13 protein-coding genes and 1 tRNA gene are annotated in these 17935 nt (G+C 70.6%); 6 read left to right on the top strand and 8 right to left on the bottom strand.

What is annotated here, in order from left to right; all coding sequences use genetic code 11:
* Positions 1-61 precede the first annotated feature (61 nt).
* Positions 62-4162, top strand: a complete 4101-nt coding sequence (locus OHS59_RS08020) for a discoidin domain-containing protein (RefSeq protein WP_328492685.1) — start codon at positions 62-64, stop codon at positions 4160-4162.
* A 63-nt stretch (positions 4163-4225) separates the two neighbouring features.
* On the opposite strand, the gene OHS59_RS08025 is transcribed toward OHS59_RS08020, so the two are convergent.
* From OHS59_RS08025 to OHS59_RS08035, 3 genes are all read right to left on the bottom strand, one after another.
* Positions 4226-6178: a LamG-like jellyroll fold domain-containing protein gene (locus tag OHS59_RS08025; RefSeq protein ID WP_328492686.1), complete on the bottom strand. Its 1953-nt coding sequence runs from the start codon at positions 6176-6178 to the stop codon at positions 4226-4228.
* A 145-nt stretch (positions 6179-6323) separates the two neighbouring features.
* Positions 6324-6629 (bottom strand): hypothetical protein, encoded by a 306-nt coding sequence (locus tag OHS59_RS08030; protein WP_328492687.1) that lies wholly within the window; start codon positions 6627-6629, stop codon positions 6324-6326.
* A 164-nt stretch (positions 6630-6793) separates the two neighbouring features.
* A tRNA-Pro gene (locus tag OHS59_RS08035) sits at positions 6794-6867 on the bottom strand.
* Between the two features lie 100 nt (positions 6868-6967).
* Here OHS59_RS08035 and OHS59_RS08040 point away from each other — a divergent pair.
* From OHS59_RS08040 to OHS59_RS08050, 3 genes are all read left to right on the top strand, one after another.
* Complete coding sequence (locus tag OHS59_RS08040; protein ID WP_328492688.1) at positions 6968-7480, top strand: DUF309 domain-containing protein; 513 nt, start codon at positions 6968-6970, stop codon at positions 7478-7480.
* A gap of 59 nt (positions 7481-7539) precedes the next feature.
* The gene (gene cobF / locus OHS59_RS08045) at positions 7540-8337 is read left to right on the top strand and encodes a precorrin-6A synthase (deacetylating) (RefSeq protein WP_328492689.1); all 798 of its coding nucleotides are present in this window, start codon (positions 7540-7542) and stop codon (positions 8335-8337) included.
* A 185-nt stretch (positions 8338-8522) separates the two neighbouring features.
* Positions 8523-10550 (top strand): MDR family MFS transporter, encoded by a 2028-nt coding sequence (locus OHS59_RS08050; protein WP_443061616.1) that lies wholly within the window; start codon positions 8523-8525, stop codon positions 10548-10550.
* Positions 10551-10701: 151 nt separating this feature from the next.
* Here OHS59_RS08050 and OHS59_RS08055 read toward each other — a convergent pair whose 3' ends face one another.
* On the bottom strand, positions 10702-12543 hold the full coding sequence (locus tag OHS59_RS08055; protein ID WP_328492690.1) for a glycoside hydrolase family 15 protein: 1842 nt from the start codon (positions 12541-12543) through the stop codon (positions 10702-10704).
* A gap of 168 nt (positions 12544-12711) precedes the next feature.
* The gene (locus tag OHS59_RS08060; protein ID WP_328492691.1) at positions 12712-13485 is read right to left on the bottom strand and encodes a sulfite exporter TauE/SafE family protein; all 774 of its coding nucleotides are present in this window, start codon (positions 13483-13485) and stop codon (positions 12712-12714) included.
* A gap of 199 nt (positions 13486-13684) precedes the next feature.
* On the opposite strand from OHS59_RS08060, the gene OHS59_RS08065 reads away from it, so the two are divergent.
* Together OHS59_RS08065 and OHS59_RS08070 are read left to right on the top strand one after the other, a co-directional pair.
* Positions 13685-14506: an alpha/beta hydrolase gene (locus tag OHS59_RS08065; RefSeq protein ID WP_328492692.1), complete on the top strand. Its 822-nt coding sequence runs from the start codon at positions 13685-13687 to the stop codon at positions 14504-14506.
* A 69-nt stretch (positions 14507-14575) separates the two neighbouring features.
* Positions 14576-14938: a DUF3140 domain-containing protein gene (locus OHS59_RS08070; protein WP_328492693.1), complete on the top strand. Its 363-nt coding sequence runs from the start codon at positions 14576-14578 to the stop codon at positions 14936-14938.
* A 22-nt stretch (positions 14939-14960) separates the two neighbouring features.
* On the opposite strand, the gene OHS59_RS08075 is transcribed toward OHS59_RS08070, so the two are convergent.
* From OHS59_RS08075 to OHS59_RS08085, 3 genes are read right to left on the bottom strand one after another with little or no spacing between them, the layout of a single operon-like run.
* Positions 14961-15650 carry an SDR family NAD(P)-dependent oxidoreductase gene (locus tag OHS59_RS08075; RefSeq protein WP_328492694.1) on the bottom strand — a complete coding sequence of 230 codons (690 nt, stop codon included), beginning with the start codon at positions 15648-15650 and terminating at the stop codon, positions 14961-14963.
* Positions 15647-16570: a cupin domain-containing protein gene (locus OHS59_RS08080; RefSeq protein WP_328492695.1), complete on the bottom strand. Its 924-nt coding sequence runs from the start codon at positions 16568-16570 to the stop codon at positions 15647-15649. Before OHS59_RS08080 ends, OHS59_RS08075 begins: the two co-directional genes overlap by 4 nt.
* Positions 16567-17925, bottom strand: a complete 1359-nt coding sequence (locus tag OHS59_RS08085) for an amidohydrolase family protein (RefSeq protein WP_328492696.1) — start codon at positions 17923-17925, stop codon at positions 16567-16569. Before OHS59_RS08085 ends, OHS59_RS08080 begins: the two co-directional genes overlap by 4 nt.
* Positions 17926-17935 lie beyond the last annotated feature (10 nt).

A 17935-nucleotide genomic window follows, 5' to 3' on the forward strand; every position in this document is an offset into this window, starting at 1 on the left:
CCTCCCGCGAGCCGCGTCGTGTCCGGCTCGCGCAGCTGTCTTCTGATGGGACATCACGCTCATGACAGATCAGTCGAGTTCGCCGCGCCGGCTGTCGCGGAGATCCGTCGTCACCACGGGTTCCACCCTGCTGGCAGGGTTCGGCCTCGGTGCCCTGACCCCCCTGCCGACTGCCGCCGCCGCAGGTGGCGAGGGGTCGGCCGGTTCCGCCCCGCCCGGCGAACTCGCGCTCCACCGCCCGGTCGCCGTCTCCTCGACGGCCTACGCGCCCACGCCGGGCTCCTTCGTCGTCGACCGGCTCACCTCGCCGGGCGTGCGGGGCAGCGGCTGGCGGGCCGGGGCGGGCGACCCGCAGTGGATCTCGATCGATCTGCAGGCCCGGTGCGAGGTCACCTGGATCCGACTCACCTTCGAGGGCGACGCGAGCGACCCGGTGTTCACGCCTCCCACCACGGGAAATCCGGCCAGTGGCACGACGGGCGAGGAGATCCAGTCGAGCTACGCGGTCGACTTCGTGGTCGAGACGTCGACCGACCACACCTCCTGGACCAGCGTGTACCGCACGACGGCGGGCACCGGCGGTGTGGTGGACATCCAGCTTCCGCGCCCGGTCACCGCGCGCTGGGTGCGGATGACCTCACGCAGGCGCTCCAACCCCAACCCGCTGGGCCTGAACGGCTTCGAGGTGCACGGCAACGCCAAGGGGCACCGGCCGTCGGCCACCGGCTGGACCGACTGGGGCACCCGTCACGGACCCGCGCCGAAGCTGACGGTGGCCGCCGACGGCACGGTGCCGCTGGAGTCCGGCTGGCGGCTCACCCTCGACGACTGGGCCGACGGCGACGGCAAGGAGCTGTCGAAGACGTCCGCCGACACCAGCACATGGCTGCCCGCCACCGTGCCCGGCACGGTGCTCGCCTCCCTCGTGGACCAGGGCAAGCTGCCCGATCCCGTGGTCGGGCTGAACAACCTCCAGGTGCCTGAGGCGCTCTCCCGGCACTCGTGGTGGTACAAGCGGGACTTCGAGCTGCCGCGGGGCCTGCGCACCGGAGCGGGGCGCCGGGTCTGGCTGGAGTTCGACGGCGTCAACCACACGGCCGACATCTGGTTCAACGGCCACCACGTGGGCGATCTGACCTATCCCTTCGCCCGCTCGTCCCACGACGTGACCGAACTGCTCGCCACGGGCGGCGGAGCCAACGCGCTCGCGGTCAGGATCACACCGATGCCGGTGCCCGGCAGCCCCGGCGACAAGGGCCCGGCGGGCGAGGCCTGGGTGGACGCGGGCGCCAACCAGATGAACCTCAACTCCCCCACCTACCTGGCCGCCTCGGGCTGGGACTGGATGCCCGCGGTACGCGACCGGGCCGCGGGCATCTGGAACCATGTCCGGCTGAGATCGACCGGCCATGTCGTGATCGGCGACCCCCGCGTCGACACCGCCCTGCCGAAGCTCCCCGACGTGTCCGTGGCCGAACTGACGATCGTCGTCCCGGTCCGCAACGCCGACACCGCCGACCACCGGACGACGGTGTCAGCCTCCTTCGACGTCGGAGGCGGTACGGGCGGTACGGGCGGCATACGGGTCAGCAAGGTCGTCACCGTCCCGGCGGGCAAGAGCGTCGACGTCACGTTCACCCCCGACGCGTACGGCCGACTGCGGGTACGCGACCCGAAGTTGTGGTGGCCCAACGGACTCGGCGACGCCACCCTGCACGACCTCACCCTCACCGCCTCGGTCGACGGCGCCGAGAGCGACCGCCGCACCACCCGGTTCGGCATCCGCCGGTTCGGCTACGAGTTCGAGGTGCCGCTGCCGTTCACCTCCACCGGCGACGCGTACACCCAGTCCGTCACCTTCGACCGGCGGGAAGCCAGATACGTACGTATCAAGTGCCTTACCAGGGCCACGAGTTGGGGCAGTTCGCTGTGGACGCTGGCCGTGTTCGACAGTGCCCGGCCCTCGGCCGACCTCGCCCTGCACGCACCGGCCAAGGCGTCGAGCGAGGACGGAGGCGACCGCGGTCCGGCCAACGCGACCGACGGCGATCCCGGCACCCGCTGGTCGTCGGCCTACGAGGACGACCAGTGGATCCGGGTCGACCTCGGGTCCCAGCAGTCCTTCGACCGGGTCGACCTGACCTGGGAGCAGGCGTACGCGAAGACCTACGTCGTCCAGGTCTCCTCGGACGACGACACCTGGACCGATGTGAAGTCGGTGGACAACGGCGCGATACCGCTGCCCTTCAACAGCGGCAACGCCAGTCTCCAGGTCGAGGACTTCGCGCCGCGCACCGCCCGGTACGTCCGTCTCGCCTGCGGGGTGCGCAACACGAGCTGGGGCAACTCCCTGTGGTCCCTCGGCGTCATCGACAGCGCCGAGCCCGGCACCGACCTGGCCCTGCGGCGGAAGGCGACCGCGTCCACCGAGGAGTCCGACCACCCGGCCGCGAACGCCACCGACGGCGACGCGGGAACCCGCTGGTCCTCCGCCTACGAGGACCACCAGTGGATCCAGGTCGACCTCGGCGCCGCGAAGAGGTTCGACCGGGTGGCCGTCGTGTGGGAACCGGCCTACCCGAAGACGTACGTCATCCAGGTGTCCGACGACGGGGACACCTGGACCGATGTGAGGTCCGTGTCCAACACCCCCGACCCGCTGAAGATCAGCGTGAACGGCGTACGGGTCCTGGCCCGGGGCGGCAACTGGGGCTGGGACGAGCTGCTGCGCCGGATGCCGCCGGAGCGGATGGACGCGGCGGTGCGGATGCACCGCGACATGAACTTCACGATGATCCGCAACTGGGTCGGCACCTGCGACCGGGAGGAGTTCTTCGCGGCCTGCGACGAGCACGGCATCCTGGTGTGGAACGACTTCCCCAACGCCTGGGCCATGGACCCGCCGGACCACGAGGCCTTCAACTCGATCGCGCGGGACACCGTGCTGCGCTACCGGATCCACCCGAGCGTGGTGATCTGGTGCGGGGCCAACGAGGGCAACCCGCCCGCCGCCATCGACAAGGGCATGCGCGAGGCCGTCGAGGAGCAGGCTCCCGGCCTGCTCTACCAGAACAACTCGGCCGGCGGGATCATCACCGGCGGCGGCCCGTACGGCTGGGTCGAGCCGGACAAGTACTTCGACCCGGCCACGTACGGCAGCAAGGACTTCGGCTTCCACACCGAGATCGGCATGCCCGTCGTCTCGACCGCCGCCAGCATGCGGAACATGACGGGCGACGAGCCCGAGTGGCCGATCCGCGGCGCGTGGTACTACCACGACTGGAGCGAGCGCGGGAATCAGGCGCCGCAGAACTACAAGGCCGCCGTCGAGGCCCGCCTCGGCACAGCCACGGACCTGGACGACTTCGCCCGCAAGGCCCAGTTCGTCAACTACGAGAACACGCGCGCCATGTTCGAGGCGTGGAACGCGAACCTGTGGGACAACGCCAGCGGCCTCATGCTGTGGATGTCCCACCCCGCCTGGCACAGCACCGTATGGCAGACCTACGACTACGACTTCGACGTCAACGGCACCTACTTCGGGGCCCGTTCGGCCTGCGAACCGCTGCACGTCCAGGCCGACCCGGAGGGGCAGGTCATCGCGGTCAACCACACGCGCAAGAACCTGAGGAAGGCCGTCGTCTCGGCGCGGCTGCTCGACCTCTCGGGCCGGCAGCTCGGCAAGGACCGGAGCGCGCGGCTGGACGTGGCACCGGCCGCCACCGAGAAGGCGTTCACGGTCGGCTGGACCGACGATCTGCCCGAACTGCACCTCCTGCGCCTGACCCTGGAGGACGATGACGGCCGCGTCCTGTCGCGGAACACCTACTGGCGCTACCGCACCCCGGCCGCGATGCGGGCCCTGACGCGGGTGCCACGGGCGAAGGTCTCCTCGAAGGTCACCCGCCTGTCCCGTTCCGGGTCCGGGTCCCGTCACGAACTGACCGCGACCGTGCGCAACCAGGGGGCGTCCGTCGCCGCCATGGTCCGGCTGTCGCTGCTGGACGAGAAGACGGGCGACCGCGTGCTGCCGACCCTCTACAGCGACAACTACCTGTGGCTGCTGCCCGGCGAGTCCCGGACGGTCACCCTGTCCTGGCCTGCCCTGGCCCTCCCGTCCTCGCACAAGCCGCGCCTCACGGCGGAGGCGTTCAACGGCTGAGGGGACGGACGGGTGCGGGGTCTTCGTGGACGGTCGCCCGCGAAGGCCCCGCACCCTCACACCTCACTCGAAGGGCGTGAGGAACTCCCGTACGGGCAATGCCCGGTTCACGATGCGGGTGTCACCGATCCAGCCGTAGAAGCCCTGTCCGAAGCTCTCGTCGAACTGCGTGGCGCCGATGACGAACGGCTTGCCGAGGGTGGCGATGCCGGTGGAGGGCTGCGTGGGGTTGCGGGCGATCTTCGAGCCGTCCACGTACATCACCGTACGGCGGCCGTCGTTGACGAGCGCGATGTGCATCCAGCGGCCGACCGGCACCGCGTGGCTCCACGACGTGGGGTCGGCGTCCTGGCGCTGCGGATAGACGACGTACTGGAGGAACCGCTCGGGAGAGAGGTTGAGGCTGCAGGTGGGTTCCAGCGGGGACCAGCCCGTGGTCTTGCCCGCGTCCCCGTTGCGCCCCTCCCAGCTGAGGATGCCCATCCAGGAGTGGTCGCCCTCGAAGGGCTCGGGCAGCCTGATGAAGGTCTCGATGGTGTAGCCGCGGAGGAACTTCTCGCTGTTCAGGGCCGCTCGGGCACCCGTGGTGAGGGTCGCGCCGCGGTCCGGGCTCTTGCCGCCGTCGAAGCGGAGGCTGGCGTGCGCCGGCTGGCCGGGATGGTGGTCGGGCGACCAGGTCAGCGCGTCCGAACCGCCGGCGGCCAGCCGGTTCACGGTCAGGTCGTTCCCGTTGCCGGTCAGGTCGCGCACGACGGCTCCGTCCGCGACGGGCTTGCCCGCGGTGCCGCCCGCGGCCGTCCCGGAGGCGTCGAAGCGCCAGTACGCGACCGTGCCGCGCGGCATCACCGCGGAGGCGGGACGCGGCTTCGGCACCACGACGGGCGCGAAGCCCTTGAAGCGCTCGTCGAAGTCGATGTCGAGGCTGAACCGGTCGGCGTCGCCGGTCAGTTCGATGGTCTCGGCCTCCAGCGGCGACCGCTTCTCCGGATCACGGGCGAGGAGCCACGGCGAGAAGGTCTCGACGTCGATGACGCCCCGCGCCAGGTCGAATCCGTACGTACGGATCATTCCGGCGCCGCCGTAGTAGCGGTCCTGGTAGTTGGTGATGTGGACGTGGACATCGTTGTCTTCGTCGTTGCGCAGGACCGTGCGGCCCGGCGGCCAGTAGTGGCCGCCCAGCGCCAGGAAGATCTGGTCGTTGCCGCGGATGAGCCCGTCCCACACGCGCTTGCCGTTGTCCGACAGCTGCGCCTTGCCGTCGTCGTCGGCCCAGGCGATGTCATGGGTGGTGAGGACGGCGGGCAGCGTGGGGTGCGCGTCGAGGACGCCCTGCGCCCACTTCAGCCCCTTGTCGGAGATCCGCCAGTCCAGGGCCAGGACCAGCCAGGACCGGTCCGCGGCCGTCAGCACGTGGTACGTGTTGTAGCCGTCGGGCGAGGCCCCCCGGTAGGTCGGCATGGACTTGTAGCGGGCGGGCCCGAAGGCCGCGAGGTACGCGGAGTCGCCGCGCTGGTCGTCCCCGGAGGCGATGTCGTGGTTGCCCGCCAGGACGCTGTAGGGCACCTTGCCGTGGATGGTCCGGAAGGTGTCGGCGGCGCGCTCGATCTCGTCCTCGGTGCCGTGTTCGGTGACATCACCGAGGTGCGTCATGAAGGCGATGTTCGCCTCGCCGCGCTCGGCGACCAGATGCCGGAAGGCCTCCCGCAGCGGGGCGGGGTCGGTGCTGTCGGCGTCGAAGAGGTACTGGGTGTCGGGGAGGACGGCCAGTACGAAGCGGGGGCTCGCGGGGTCGAACCGGCCGGCGTGGGACGCGGTGGCGGAGCCGGGGCCCAGGCCTGAAGAAGAGGCGGCCGAGGAGGTGGAGGCGGCCTGAGCCTGGGCTTGCGCCTGGGCCTGCATCTCGAAGGCGGCGACGCCCGCGCCGGCCACGGGCAGGACTGCCGCGGCTCGCAGCAGCGCGCGTCTTTGGAGAGGGTGCGGGGGGCGCGGGGGCTTCTGAGGTTCTGCGGCAGTCATGGACACTCCGTAGGACAGGACCGGACGGCACCGGTCGGCAGCCCGTACGCTCCTCACCCGCCACAGCCGGGCGATGGCGGGGAGTTGAACGTCTGCCGCCCGGCGTCCGGACGTTTGGCGGAGTGGCCGTCCTGACCGCGCGGGCTCAGGTCCCGTCAGCGGTCTCCGATTCCTTGTCCTTCTCTTCCTTGGCGGCGTCGGCGGCTTCCTTCTCCGCCATGCCGAGGAAGTGCCGGATCGTCCCGACCGGCATGTCGAGCCCCTCGGACGCGGACTGCTCGTCGCCGAACACCTGAACCGCCTCGGCGACCGCCACGGCCAGCTCGGTCTCCGCCTTGCGGACCTTGATCTCGGCCTTGTCCACGGTGTCGACCACCGCCAACTGGCGACGCTGCTTCTCCTGAAGCCGCTGCTTACGGGAAGCCGTCTTGTCGATGTTCTGCACAGTCACGGGCAAGATCATAATCAACGGGGTACGCACGAACGAAATCGCGGACATGAGATCCGGAACGCCGTTGCCGCGACCGAACCCCCGGCAAAGGTCGCCCCGAGAAACACAGAGGGCCGGTTTTCGGATGTTCCCGAAACCGGCCCTCTGTCTGCGACTCTCACGAGTCGGGACGACAGGATTTGAACCTGCGACCCCTTGACCCCCAGTCAAGTGCGCTACCAAGCTGCGCCACGTCCCGATGCGCCTCGCCGTGGTGAACGGCGTGATCGCGCGAACAGAACCTTACCGCACACAGAGGGATGCCTCGAAGACGGCGAGTGAGGAGGGACAATCGGTGCATGAGCAACACTTCTGGCGACAGGCGGGACCGGGACACGGAGGGCCGGGCGCGCAATGCCCGGCCCCGGGACGGGCTCGGGCGGCCCCTGCCGTACGGGGACGACGGAGTGGAGCGGCAGCCCGAGGGAGTGGTGCGCGCGCCCGAGGACACCGTCACCGAGGCGCAGGCGCTGCTGACCGCGGGCAAGCCGTTCCACGCGCACGAGGTGTTCGAGGACGCCTGGAAGGCGGGGCCCGACGAGGAGCGCGCGCTGTGGCGCGGGCTCGCCCAGCTCGCCGTGGGACTCACGCACGCGGCCCGGGGGAACGTGACGGGCGGCGCGCGGCTGCTGCGGCGGGGCGCGGGCGCCGTCGGGGAGTGGGGCGCGGGTTCGGGGACGGCGCGTCCTTACGGACTGGCGCTGGACGAACTCGCTTCCTGGGCGCGTGAGTTGGCGGACGTCGTGGAGCGGGACGAGGCCTCCGTGGACGCGTCGGTGTGGGCCCCGCGGTTGCGTGGGAGCAACTCCTAGGCCGGGCGCCAGCCGAGTGGGACGACCGGGTCCGTGATGCCGTGCGGCAGACTCGACGTGTGCGAAAGATTCATGTCATCGGCATCGGCGCGGGCGACCCAGACCAACTGACCCTGCAGGCGGTCAAGGCGCTGAGGAGCACGGATGTGTTCTTCGTCCTGGACAAGGGCGAGGTGAAGTCGGACCTCGTCCGGCTGCGCCGTGACATCCTCGGCGCGCACCTGCCGGAGGGGACGTACCGGACGGTCGAGGCGCGCGACCCCGAGCGCGACCGCACCGCCGAGGGAGCGGGCTACTCCCCCGCCGTCGGGGACTGGCGGAGCGCCCGCGCCGACGTCTGCGAGCGGCTGATCGCCGAGGAGCTGGGCGAGGACGGGAGCGGGGCGTTCCTCGTCTGGGGCGACCCCTCGCTGTACGACAGCACGCTGGGCGTCCTGGAGGAGATCCTGGAGCGGGGCGCCGTGGCCTTCGAGTACGACGTCGTGCCGGGTATCAGCAGCGTCTCGTCCCTGGCCGCCCGTCATCGCGTCGGCCTCAACCGCGTGGCGCGCCCCGTGCAGATCACCACCGGCCGCCGGCTCGCCGAGGGCTTCCCCGAGGACGTCGACGACGTGGTCGTCATGCTGGACGCCCACCAGACCTTCCAGCGGTACGCCGACTCCGGCGAGGACATCGACATCTACTGGGGCGCCTGTCTGGGCACCCCGGACGAGATCCTCGCCTCGGGGCCGCTGGCCGAGACGGCTCCCCGTATCGCCGCGCTCCGTGCGGAGGCCCGCGAGCGCAAGGGCTGGATCATGGACACGTATCTGCTGCGCAGGCGTCCGCGGCACCGGGGTGTCGACGGGGCGGGCTGACCCCGGACCCCGCACCCCCATGCGGACGGCCCCGCATGCACACCCCACCGGCCGATGTGAAGCTGACGGGTGTGACGACCATCGACACCGCCGGACCGCCCACGGGACCGCCTGCCGCGGAGGCTCCCGCCGCCCAGCCCCCCGTGCTGGACAAGCGCCGCCGCAACGTCGTCTTCGTGACGATCATGCTCGGCATGCTGCTGGCCGCGCTGGACCAGACGATCGTGGGCACGGCGCTGCCCACGATCGTGTCGGACCTCGGCGGCGCCGAGCACATGTCGTGGGTGGTCACCAGTTATCTGCTGGCGGAGACCGTCGCCACGGTGCTCGTCGGCAAGTTCGGTGATCTGTTCGGCCGCAAGCTCGTCTTCCAGGCGTCGGCGATCATCTTCATCACCGGCTCGTTCCTGTGCGGCCTCTCCTCGAACATGCTGCTGCTGATCTCCTGGCGGGCCATGCAGGGCATCGGCGCGGGCGGTCTGATGGTCACCGCGATGGCCCTGATCGCCGACGTGATCCCGCTGCGGGAGCGTGGCAAGTACCAGGGTGCGATCGGCGCTGTGTTCGGCGTCGCCACCGTGATCGGCCCGCTGCTCGGCGGCCTCTTCACCGACCATCTGACCTGGCGCTGGGCGTTCTACGTCAACGTCCCCATCGCGATCCTCGTCGTGGTGGCCGCGGCCCGCACGATCCCTGTCGTGAAGTCGCCGTCCAAGCCGGTCATCGACTATCTGGGCATCGCCCTGGTGGCGGTCGGCGCCAGCGCCCTGATCCTGGCGACGAGCTGGGGCGGCAACGAGTACGCCTGGGGCTCCCCCACCATCATCGGCCTCTTCGCGGGCGGTGTCCTCGCCCTCGCGGGCTTCTGCTGGGTGGAGACCCGCGCGGCCGAACCCATGCTGCCGATGCGCCTGTTCGGCAACCCCGTCTTCACGGTCTGCTCGATCCTCAGCTTCATCGTGGGCTTCGCGATGCTCGGCGCGATGACGTTCCTGCCGACGTATCTGCAGTACGTGGACGGCGACTCGGCGACGATCTCCGGCGTACGCACCCTGCCCATGGTCGTCGGTCTGCTCATCGCGTCGGTCTTCAGCGGCAACGTGATCAGCAAGACCGGCCACTACCGGGTCTTCCCCATCGTCGGGTCCCTGGTGATGGGCGTCGGGCTCTATCTGCTCTCCCTGATGGACAGCGGCACCAGCGTCTGGCTCTCCTCGCTCTACATGTTCGTGCTCGGGGCGGGGATCGGGCTGTGCATGCAGGTCCTCACCATCGCCGTGCAGAACACCGTCGAGTACACCGACCTGGGAACCGCGACGTCCGGCGTCACCTTCTTCCGTACGCTGGGCAGTTCGTTCGGCACCGCGGTCTTCGGCACGATCTACGCCAACACGCTGAAGCCGAACCTGGCGGACGGGGTCGCCGAGGCGGCCCGGACCAGCGGGACCGATCCCGCGGCCATCACCAAGGCGGCGACCAGCCCGGAAGGGCTGCACGACCTGCCGTCGGCGACCGCGGCGCCCCTGGTGAAGGCGTACGCGGAGACGCTCCAGACCGTCTTCCTGTGGACCGTGCCCGTGGCGCTGCTCGGTTTCCTGGTCTCGCTGTTCCTCAAGCAGGTGCAGCTGCGGGACAGCGCGCGGATGGGGTCCACGGACATGGGCGACGGCTTCGCGACCCCGTCCGCGGCCGACAACCGGCAGCGTCTGGAGGCGGCGGTCGGGAAGATCATCGGCAGTACCGGGTCCGACACTCTGCGCCGGATCGTCATCGGCGCGGACACGCGGCTGGACATCGCGGGCGCCTGGGCGGTGATGCAGGTGGAGCTGTTCACCCGGATGGTCGGTCATGCCAACCTGTCCCTGATCGCCGCGCGTCGGCACATGCCCCCGGAGGCGCTGGTGCCGGTCTTCCAGCGCATGGTCGACGAGGGGTACCTCACCCGTGAGGGCACGCTGTTCTCGCACACCGAGGCGGGTGCCCGTGAGGCACGGGTCGTCGGCGACGCGTGGGGGCGGTGGCTGGCCGACCGGGTCGAGCGGGATCTTGGGCGGCCGTCGGGGGCGGAGCTTCGTGTCGCCGTCGACAGCATCGCCAAGCGGCTGTTGGTCGAGGACCTGACGGACGATGCCTCGGTGGGGGGTCGCACCAAGGTCCTGGCCACGGCCTCCTCCTCCGCTGGCCCTGCCTCGGCGGAGGGCGGCCGTCCGTAGCTCCGCCGGGGGGCGGTGAGTTGTCCGCGGGTGCGTCGTGGCTGGGCGCGCAGTTCCCCCCGCCCCTCCCTGGAGGGCGCTTGGCGCGCCCACGCGTCGGAGTCGCGGAATGTCACAGCCCCGCGCCCCTGAAGGGCGCTGGGCTCGGCCGTCAGCCCAGGGCCTTGTCCAGGTTGAAGGCAGCGCTGATCAGGGCCAGGTGGGTGAAGGCCTGGGGGAAGTTGCCCTGTTGTTCGCCGGTGTGGCTGATCTCCTCGGCGTACAGACCGAGGTGGTTGGCGTAGGTGAGCATCTTCTCGAAGGCCAGCCGTGCCTCGTCGAGCCGGCCGGCCCGGGTCAGCGCCTCGACGTACCAGAAGGAGCAGATCGAGAAGGTGCCCTCCTCGCCCTGCAGGCCGTCGGGGCTCGCCTTCGGGTCGTAGCGGTAGACCAGTGAGTCGGAGACCAGATCCTCGGTGAGCGCGTCGAGTGTGGAGAGCCACTTCGGGTCGGTGGGCGAGATGAACTTGGCCAGCGGCATCATGAGCACCGCGGCGTCCAGGACGTCGTCGTCCTCGTGCTGGACGAACGCCTGCCGCGTCGGTGACCAGCAGCGGTCCATGATCCGCCGGTAGATCGTGTCGCGGGCGCCGCGCCAGCGCAGGATGTCCGCGGGCAGGCCCCGGCGGGTGGCCAGCCTGATCGCCCGCTCGATCGCCACCCAGCACATGAGCCGGGAGTAGAGGAAGTTCTTACGGCCGCCGCGGGTCTCCCAGACTCCCTCGTCGGGCTGGTCCCAGTGGTCGCAGACCCACTCGACCAGGGCGCAGATGTCGTCCCACTGGTCGCTGGAGATCGGCTGGGCCCATTTGTCGTAGAGGTAGACCGAGTCGATGAGGGCGCCGTAGATGTCCAGCTGGAGCTGGTCGGCCGCCGCGTTGCCGATCCGGACGGGGGCGGAGCCCTGGTAGCCCTCCAGGTGGGCCAGTTCCCGTTCGGACAGGTCGGTGCGGCCGTCGATGCCGTACATGATCTGCAGTGGGCCCGCGGGGCGGCCGTCGCCGGGGCTGATGTGCCTGGCCGTGAACGCCATGAACGACTTGGCCTCGCTGGTGAACCCCAGTCGCAGGAGTGCGTACACACAGAAGGCGGCGTCGCGGACCCACACGTACCGGTAGTCCCAGTTCCGTTCGCCGCCCAGCTGTTCGGGCAGGCTGGTCGTCGCCGCGGCCACGATCGCGCCGGTCGGCGCGTAGGTGAGCAGTTTGAGGGTCAGCGCGGAGCGGTGCACCATCTCCCGCCACCGGCCGCGGTACTGGGAGGCGGTCAGCCAGTTCCGCCAGAACGCCACGGTCGCGCCGAACAGCTCCTCCGCCTCGGCGCGTGGGCAGCAGCGGGGCTCCATGTCGCCGCTGACCTGGTCGAGGGCGAACACCGCCGACTCGCCCTCCTGGAGTTTGAAGTTCGCCGTCGCGTCGAGCCCGTCGCATTCGAGCGGCTCGGTGGAGGTCAGGGCGAGCGACAGGTCCGCGGACTCGAAGACCACCATGTCGTCGTGGACGCGGGCGGTGTGCGGCTGCGCCGCGTAGTCGAACCGGGGTGCCACGCGCGCGTGGAAGGGGATCGAGCCGCGGACGCACAGCACGCGCCGGATCAGCCGGTGCCGGTCCGCCTCGATCGCGTCGCCTTCGCTGTCCACCGGCATGAAGTCCTGGATCTCGCCCACGCCGTCCTCGGTGAAGAAGCGGGTGAGCAGGACGTTGGTGTCCGGGAAGTAGAACTGCTTGGTCCGGGCCGGTACGGCGGCCGCCAGTTCGAACGAGCCGCCCCGGTCCGCGTCGAGGATCGAGGCGAAGACGCTCGGCGCGTCGAAGGAGGGGCAGCAGTACCAGTCGATCGTGCCGTTGGTGCCGACCAGGGCGACGGTGCGCAGGTCGCCGATCAGGCCGTGGTCGGCGATCGGGAGGTAGTGGCCGGATGGCGGTGGGTCCTGGTGAGCGGATGCCTCGGACATGGCCTCAGCGTAGACGCTCCGCTGGGGGGTTTGCCGGGAATCTGCGGGTCCGGTTGGGCCGGTCGCGCAGTTCCCCGCGCCCCTGTCGGGGGTCTCGCCGTCGTTCGGCCGCGGGTCCGATTGGGCTGGTCACGCAGCTCCCCGCGCCCCCGAGAGACGAGGGCGCTCTCAGCGCAGGAGCAGTTGCAGGCCGCCCACTACCGTGGCTGCGATCACCAGGCGTTCGAACAGGCGTTGGTTGATGCGGTTCACCGCCCATTTGCCGATGAGGGCGCCCGGGAGGACGAACGCGGCCAGGGCCGCGTCCAGCAGCAGCGAGTGGCCGTCGATCAGGCCGAGGCCGACGCTGAAGGGGACCTTGGAGACGTTGACGATCAGGAAGAAGAAGGCCGAGGTGCCCAGGAAGCCGAGCTTTCGGAAGCCCGCGGAGAGGAGGTACATCGACATCACCGGGCCGCCCGCGTTGGCGACCATCGTGGTGAAGCCGCCCAGCACTCCGTAGGAGCGGGCCTTGATCCGGCCGGTCCGCGTGGCCACCGAGTCGGGTTCCTCGTCCGTCTCTGCCTTCCGGCGGCGCCACATCGTGACCCCGGCCATCAGCAGGAGGATGGCGCCGATCGACGTCCGTACCATCGCGTCGTCGGCCCATACCAGGAACACCGTGCCGACGACCACCCCCGCGGCGACCGCCGGGAACAGTTTCCACAGGGTCGGCCAGTGCGCGTGCCGCCGATAGGTGAGTACCGCGAGTACGTCCCCGACGATCAGGATGGGCAGCAGCACCCCCGTGGACGCCTTGGCCGGCAGGACCGCCGCGAAGATCGCGAGGCTGACGGTGTTGGCCCCGCTCACGGCGGTCTTGGAGAAGCCGACGAGCAGGGCCGCGGCGGCGAGGGCGGCGAACTCCCAGGGAGTGATGTTCCAGAGCGTCATCGTGTTCATGCGGGGACCGATGCTATGCCCACCTATCCGGACCTGTCAGGGGCGTCTCGACAGGTGACCCCTGCCGCCACCACGGGCCCGGCGCTCTGGACCGCCCCCCTCACCCCCTGGAAAGATCGCCCCGGACCGCCCGGACCGCCCGGATCGCCCAGATCACCCAGATCGCCCTCGAACCTTCGCCGACGCCGATGGAGGACCCATGGCCGACTCCCGCGAGCACACCCTCACGGGCACCCGGAGCAGCATCACCGCACGCGAGTGGCCACGGGAACGGCCGCGGTACGTGGCGCTGCTGGTCCACGGATACGGCGAGCACATCGGCCGTTACGAGTACGTCGCGGACGTGCTGCACGGGCAGGGCGCGGCGGTGTTCGGCCCCGACCACATGGGGCACGGGAAGTCGGGCGGCGAGCGGGTGCTGGTCGAGGACTTCGAGGACGTGGTGAGCGACGTCCACGCGGTGGAGTCGGTGGCCCGGGACGCGTACCCGGGTGTGCCGGTCGTGCTGATCGGCCACTCCATGGGCGGCCTCGTCGCCGCGCGGCACGCCCAGCGGTACGGGGACGGGCTGGCCGCGCTCGTCCTGTCGGGGCCGGTGATCGGCCACTGGGAGCCGCTCCATCAGCTGCTCGCGCTCGATCCGCTGCCGGAGGTCCCGATCGACCCGACGGCGCTCTCGCGCGATCCGGCGGTCGGCCGGGCGTACGCGGCGGATCCGCTGGTCTGGCACGGGCCCTTCAAGCGCCCCACGCTGGAGGCGTTCGTCCGCACCCTGGAGACCATCTCCAAGAGCGGTGACGTGGGGACGCTCCCGCTGCTGTGGCTGCACGGGGACGACGACCGGATCGTGCCGCTGCCCGCCAGCCGGGCGGGCGTCGAGGAGCTGCGCGGCGCCGAGTGGAGCGAGCGGATCTATGCGGGCGCTCAGCACGAGGTGTTCAACGAGACGGTCAAGGACACGGTCCTCGCGGACCTGACACGCTTCGTGGACGGCGTGCTCGCGCGGGGACACCACTCGTAGAGACACCCGCGTAGAAACACCTGTGCCGGGCAGGCAGGACACGAGACCCGCGAACGAAAGGGACACCTGATGGCCGACGCCCTCGAACTCGACGCGCTGTGGGCCGAGTTCCACCGCGTGGTGAACATGACCTCGCAGGAGCTGGCCGCCTGGCTGCGGGTGAACGACGCGGCCGGGGAGTCGGTGGACCCGCCCGAGCACGCGGGTGCGCCGACGGGCGAGCATGTGCTGGCCATCCTGCAGAAGCGCCGTATCGACCTCACCGAGGAGGACCTCGACGTGATGTACGAGGTCGTGGACACCGTCACGGCGGAGACCGGCCCCGAGCGTGAGTCGAAGGACGCGTCCGACGCCGAATCCGAGGCCGCGGAGACCCGTCGCCGGCATCGGCTGATGACTCTGGGCCACGATCCGAGCAGGCCCCCGGGATGAGCGGGGCGGCCGAACCGCTCGTTCAGCGCAGGGTCCACCCGCCGTCCACCGCGAGGTTGACGCCGTTGACGGCCGCGTTGCCGAGCAGGAGGTCCACCGCGTCCACGACGTCCCGCATGCGCGCGAGCCGTCCTGTGGGCGTCTGGGCCCGGTAGTCCTCCAGCACCTCGGCGGGCTTGTCCGCCCAGAACGGGCTGTCTCCGACGATGCCCGGATGGACGGCGTTGACGCGGATCGGGGCGAGTTCGACGGCGAGGGTGCGCACCAGGCCGGTGACGCCCGCGTTCACCGTCGCGACCGTCGTGGCGCCGGGGTAGGGCCGCTCCTTGGCCTGCCCGCCGAAGACGACGACGGCACTCTTCTCGGTCATCCGCGGCACCAGTGTGTGGACGACCTCGGTGTAGCCGACGAGCTTGAGGGTCACGAGGTGCAGCGCGGCCTCGATGTCGTACTCGGTGACGGTGTTGCTGTCGCGCGAGATACCGGCGAGGACGAGGTGATCGACCCGCTCGACGCCGGTCAGCGCGGATGCGATCTCCCGCGGCCGGGAGAGGTCCAGGGCGAGGCCGTGCGCGCCGATCTCCTTGGCCACCGTGTCGGCCCGGTGGGCGTCGCGGCCGGTGAGGACGACCTCGTCACCGCGTTCCGCCCGGGCGCGGGCGATCGCGTGTCCGATTCCGGCCGTACCGCCGATGACGACAACACTGCTCATGACTTCTCCTCCCCTGCGTCCGGTGTGTCCAGTACGTCGCGCAGGTGGTCCCAGTCGCGGGCGAACCGGTAGGAGTGGCGTGACGGGGGCTGCGGCGCCTGTGTCTCCAGCCAACGCACCGGCCCCGTACCGGCGTTGGTGAAGCCGTGGACGCAACCGGCGCCCGCCCAGGCTGCGTCGCCCACGCCGAGCCGGTACCGCTCGCCGTCGAAGGTGGCGTCCACGGCTCCCTCGACGATCAGGTACGTCTCCTCGAAGGGGTGGTCGTGCGCGCCCGCGACGCCGTCGGACGCGTACCGGACCATGAACATCGTCGAGGCGACGGCGCCCAGGTCCGCGTCCACCATCATCTTCACGGTGATCCCGCTGTAGACGAGCAGCGCGGTGCGCATACTGGCCGACACCGCCAGGAGGTCCTGGGACTGCTTTCCCGGGTCCATCTGGGCGGCCTCGAAATGCCCGAAGGAGCGGGTCCGGGGGTCGCGCACGTCGATGCGGACCGGCTCGCGGCCGGGCGGGGCCGGGAGGGCGTGCAAGGCCTGGGTGTCGTGGCCGTAGCGGGCTCTCGGCACCGGCGCGAGCATGTCCGCCCAGCGGGCGACGGTGTCCCCGCCGCCGCGCCAGGCGTGCGGGACGCCCGTCGGCAGCAGCCCGTAGTCGCCCTCTTCGAGAAGGTACGAGCCCTCGGGCGTATCGAGGATCACGGTCCCGGAGAGCAGGTGGAAGGACTCCTCGTACGAGTGGACGTGGGCGCCGATCGTCCCGTCCGGCGTCAGTTCGCAGACCCCGAAGCCGGTGTGTACGGAGCCGTCCTCCTCGCCGACCACGGTCCGCCGGGTGAATCCGCTGCTGCTGAAGGGCAGTTGGGGCGGGGCGGCGAACGTGGCGTCCGCCGCCCGCCTGATCACGTGGTGCGTCATGCCTGGCGCTCTTCGCGCGCCCGGGCCGCCTCGGTGAGGCGGTCGCGGGACTCCTCGACCAGGCGCCGGGCCCGCCCGACGTCGGCGAGCAGTTTGCCGTCGCGCTTGCGGACGACGCCGTCGACGATGACGGTCTCGACGTTGGAGACGTCCGCGCTCAGGGTCACGGCGGCCACCGGGTCGATGAGCGGCGCGACGTTGAGCGCCGTCGCGTCGATCGCCACGACGTCGGCGCGCTTGCCGGGGGTCAGCGAACCGGTCCGGGCTTCGAGTCCCGCGACATGGGCGCCGTCGACCGTCGCGATCTCCAGCATCCGACGTGCCGTCAACATCGTTTCGGGGACGGGGCTGTCGGCCTGCCAGCACTCGGCGTTCACGCGGGCACGCTCGGCGCCGAAGGCGGCACGGATCTGGGTGAACATGTCGCCGGGCACGGTGGTGACGACGTCGATGCTCAGGGAGGGCCTCAGACCGTACTCGATCGCCTTCATCACGGGCGGCCAGCCGTGCCCCATCTGCGTCTCCACCTGCGGGGCGATGGACACCGTGCCGCCGCTGTCGGCGACCATCCGCCACTCCTCCTCACTGAAGTAGCAGCAGTGCACATAGGTGGTGTCGGGGCCGAGCAGGCCGAGGCCGTGGAGCTGTTTCACCATTCCGAAGCGGCCGGCCAGCCGTCCCATGCCCGCGTGCACGGTGATGGGGATGCCCAGTTCGCGCGCGAGGCGCCATTCGGACTCGACGACGTCGTTGATGCAGAAGCCGGGTCCGCGGGTGGCGAGGCCCATGGTCAACAGGCCCTCGTCGGAGGAGAAATGCCGCTCGCGGACCCTGCGTACGTCGTCGCCGGGTATCGCGATCTTGCTCTCGTACCAGTAGTCGGCGAGCGAGGTGTTGGCGCTGCCGTACGCGTACTGGGCGCGGATGCCGGTCTCGGTGAGGGCCTGCACCGCCGCGTCCGGGTGCTCGGGGGTGTTGTTGATGTGGGACCAGTCGACAAGGGTCGTGATGCCGGCGTTCAGGCACTCAAGCGAGCCCGCCAGGTTGCCCGCGTACACGTCCTCGGGGCCGTAGACGGGCGCGTAGGTGTCCAGGACCTCCACGAAGTAGTCGTCGAGTGTGGCGTCGGGCGCGCAGCCGCGGATGGACGCCTCCCAGGTGTGCCGGTGGGTGTCGACGAAGCCCGGCACGAGGACGCGGCCCGTCATGTCGAGCACCTCCGCGTCCGCGCTGATGTCGTGCGCGACCGCGGCGATCCGCCCGTCCTCGATCAGGACGTCACCGCCGGGCAGGTCCCCGATGGCGGGATCCATCGAGAGCACGTGGCCCGAGCGCAGGAGCATTCGGTTGGTCATGGCCCTATTC

Source organism: Streptomyces sp. NBC_00414 (assembly GCF_036038375.1).
Lineage (GTDB): Bacteria > Actinomycetota > Actinomycetes > Streptomycetales > Streptomycetaceae > Streptomyces.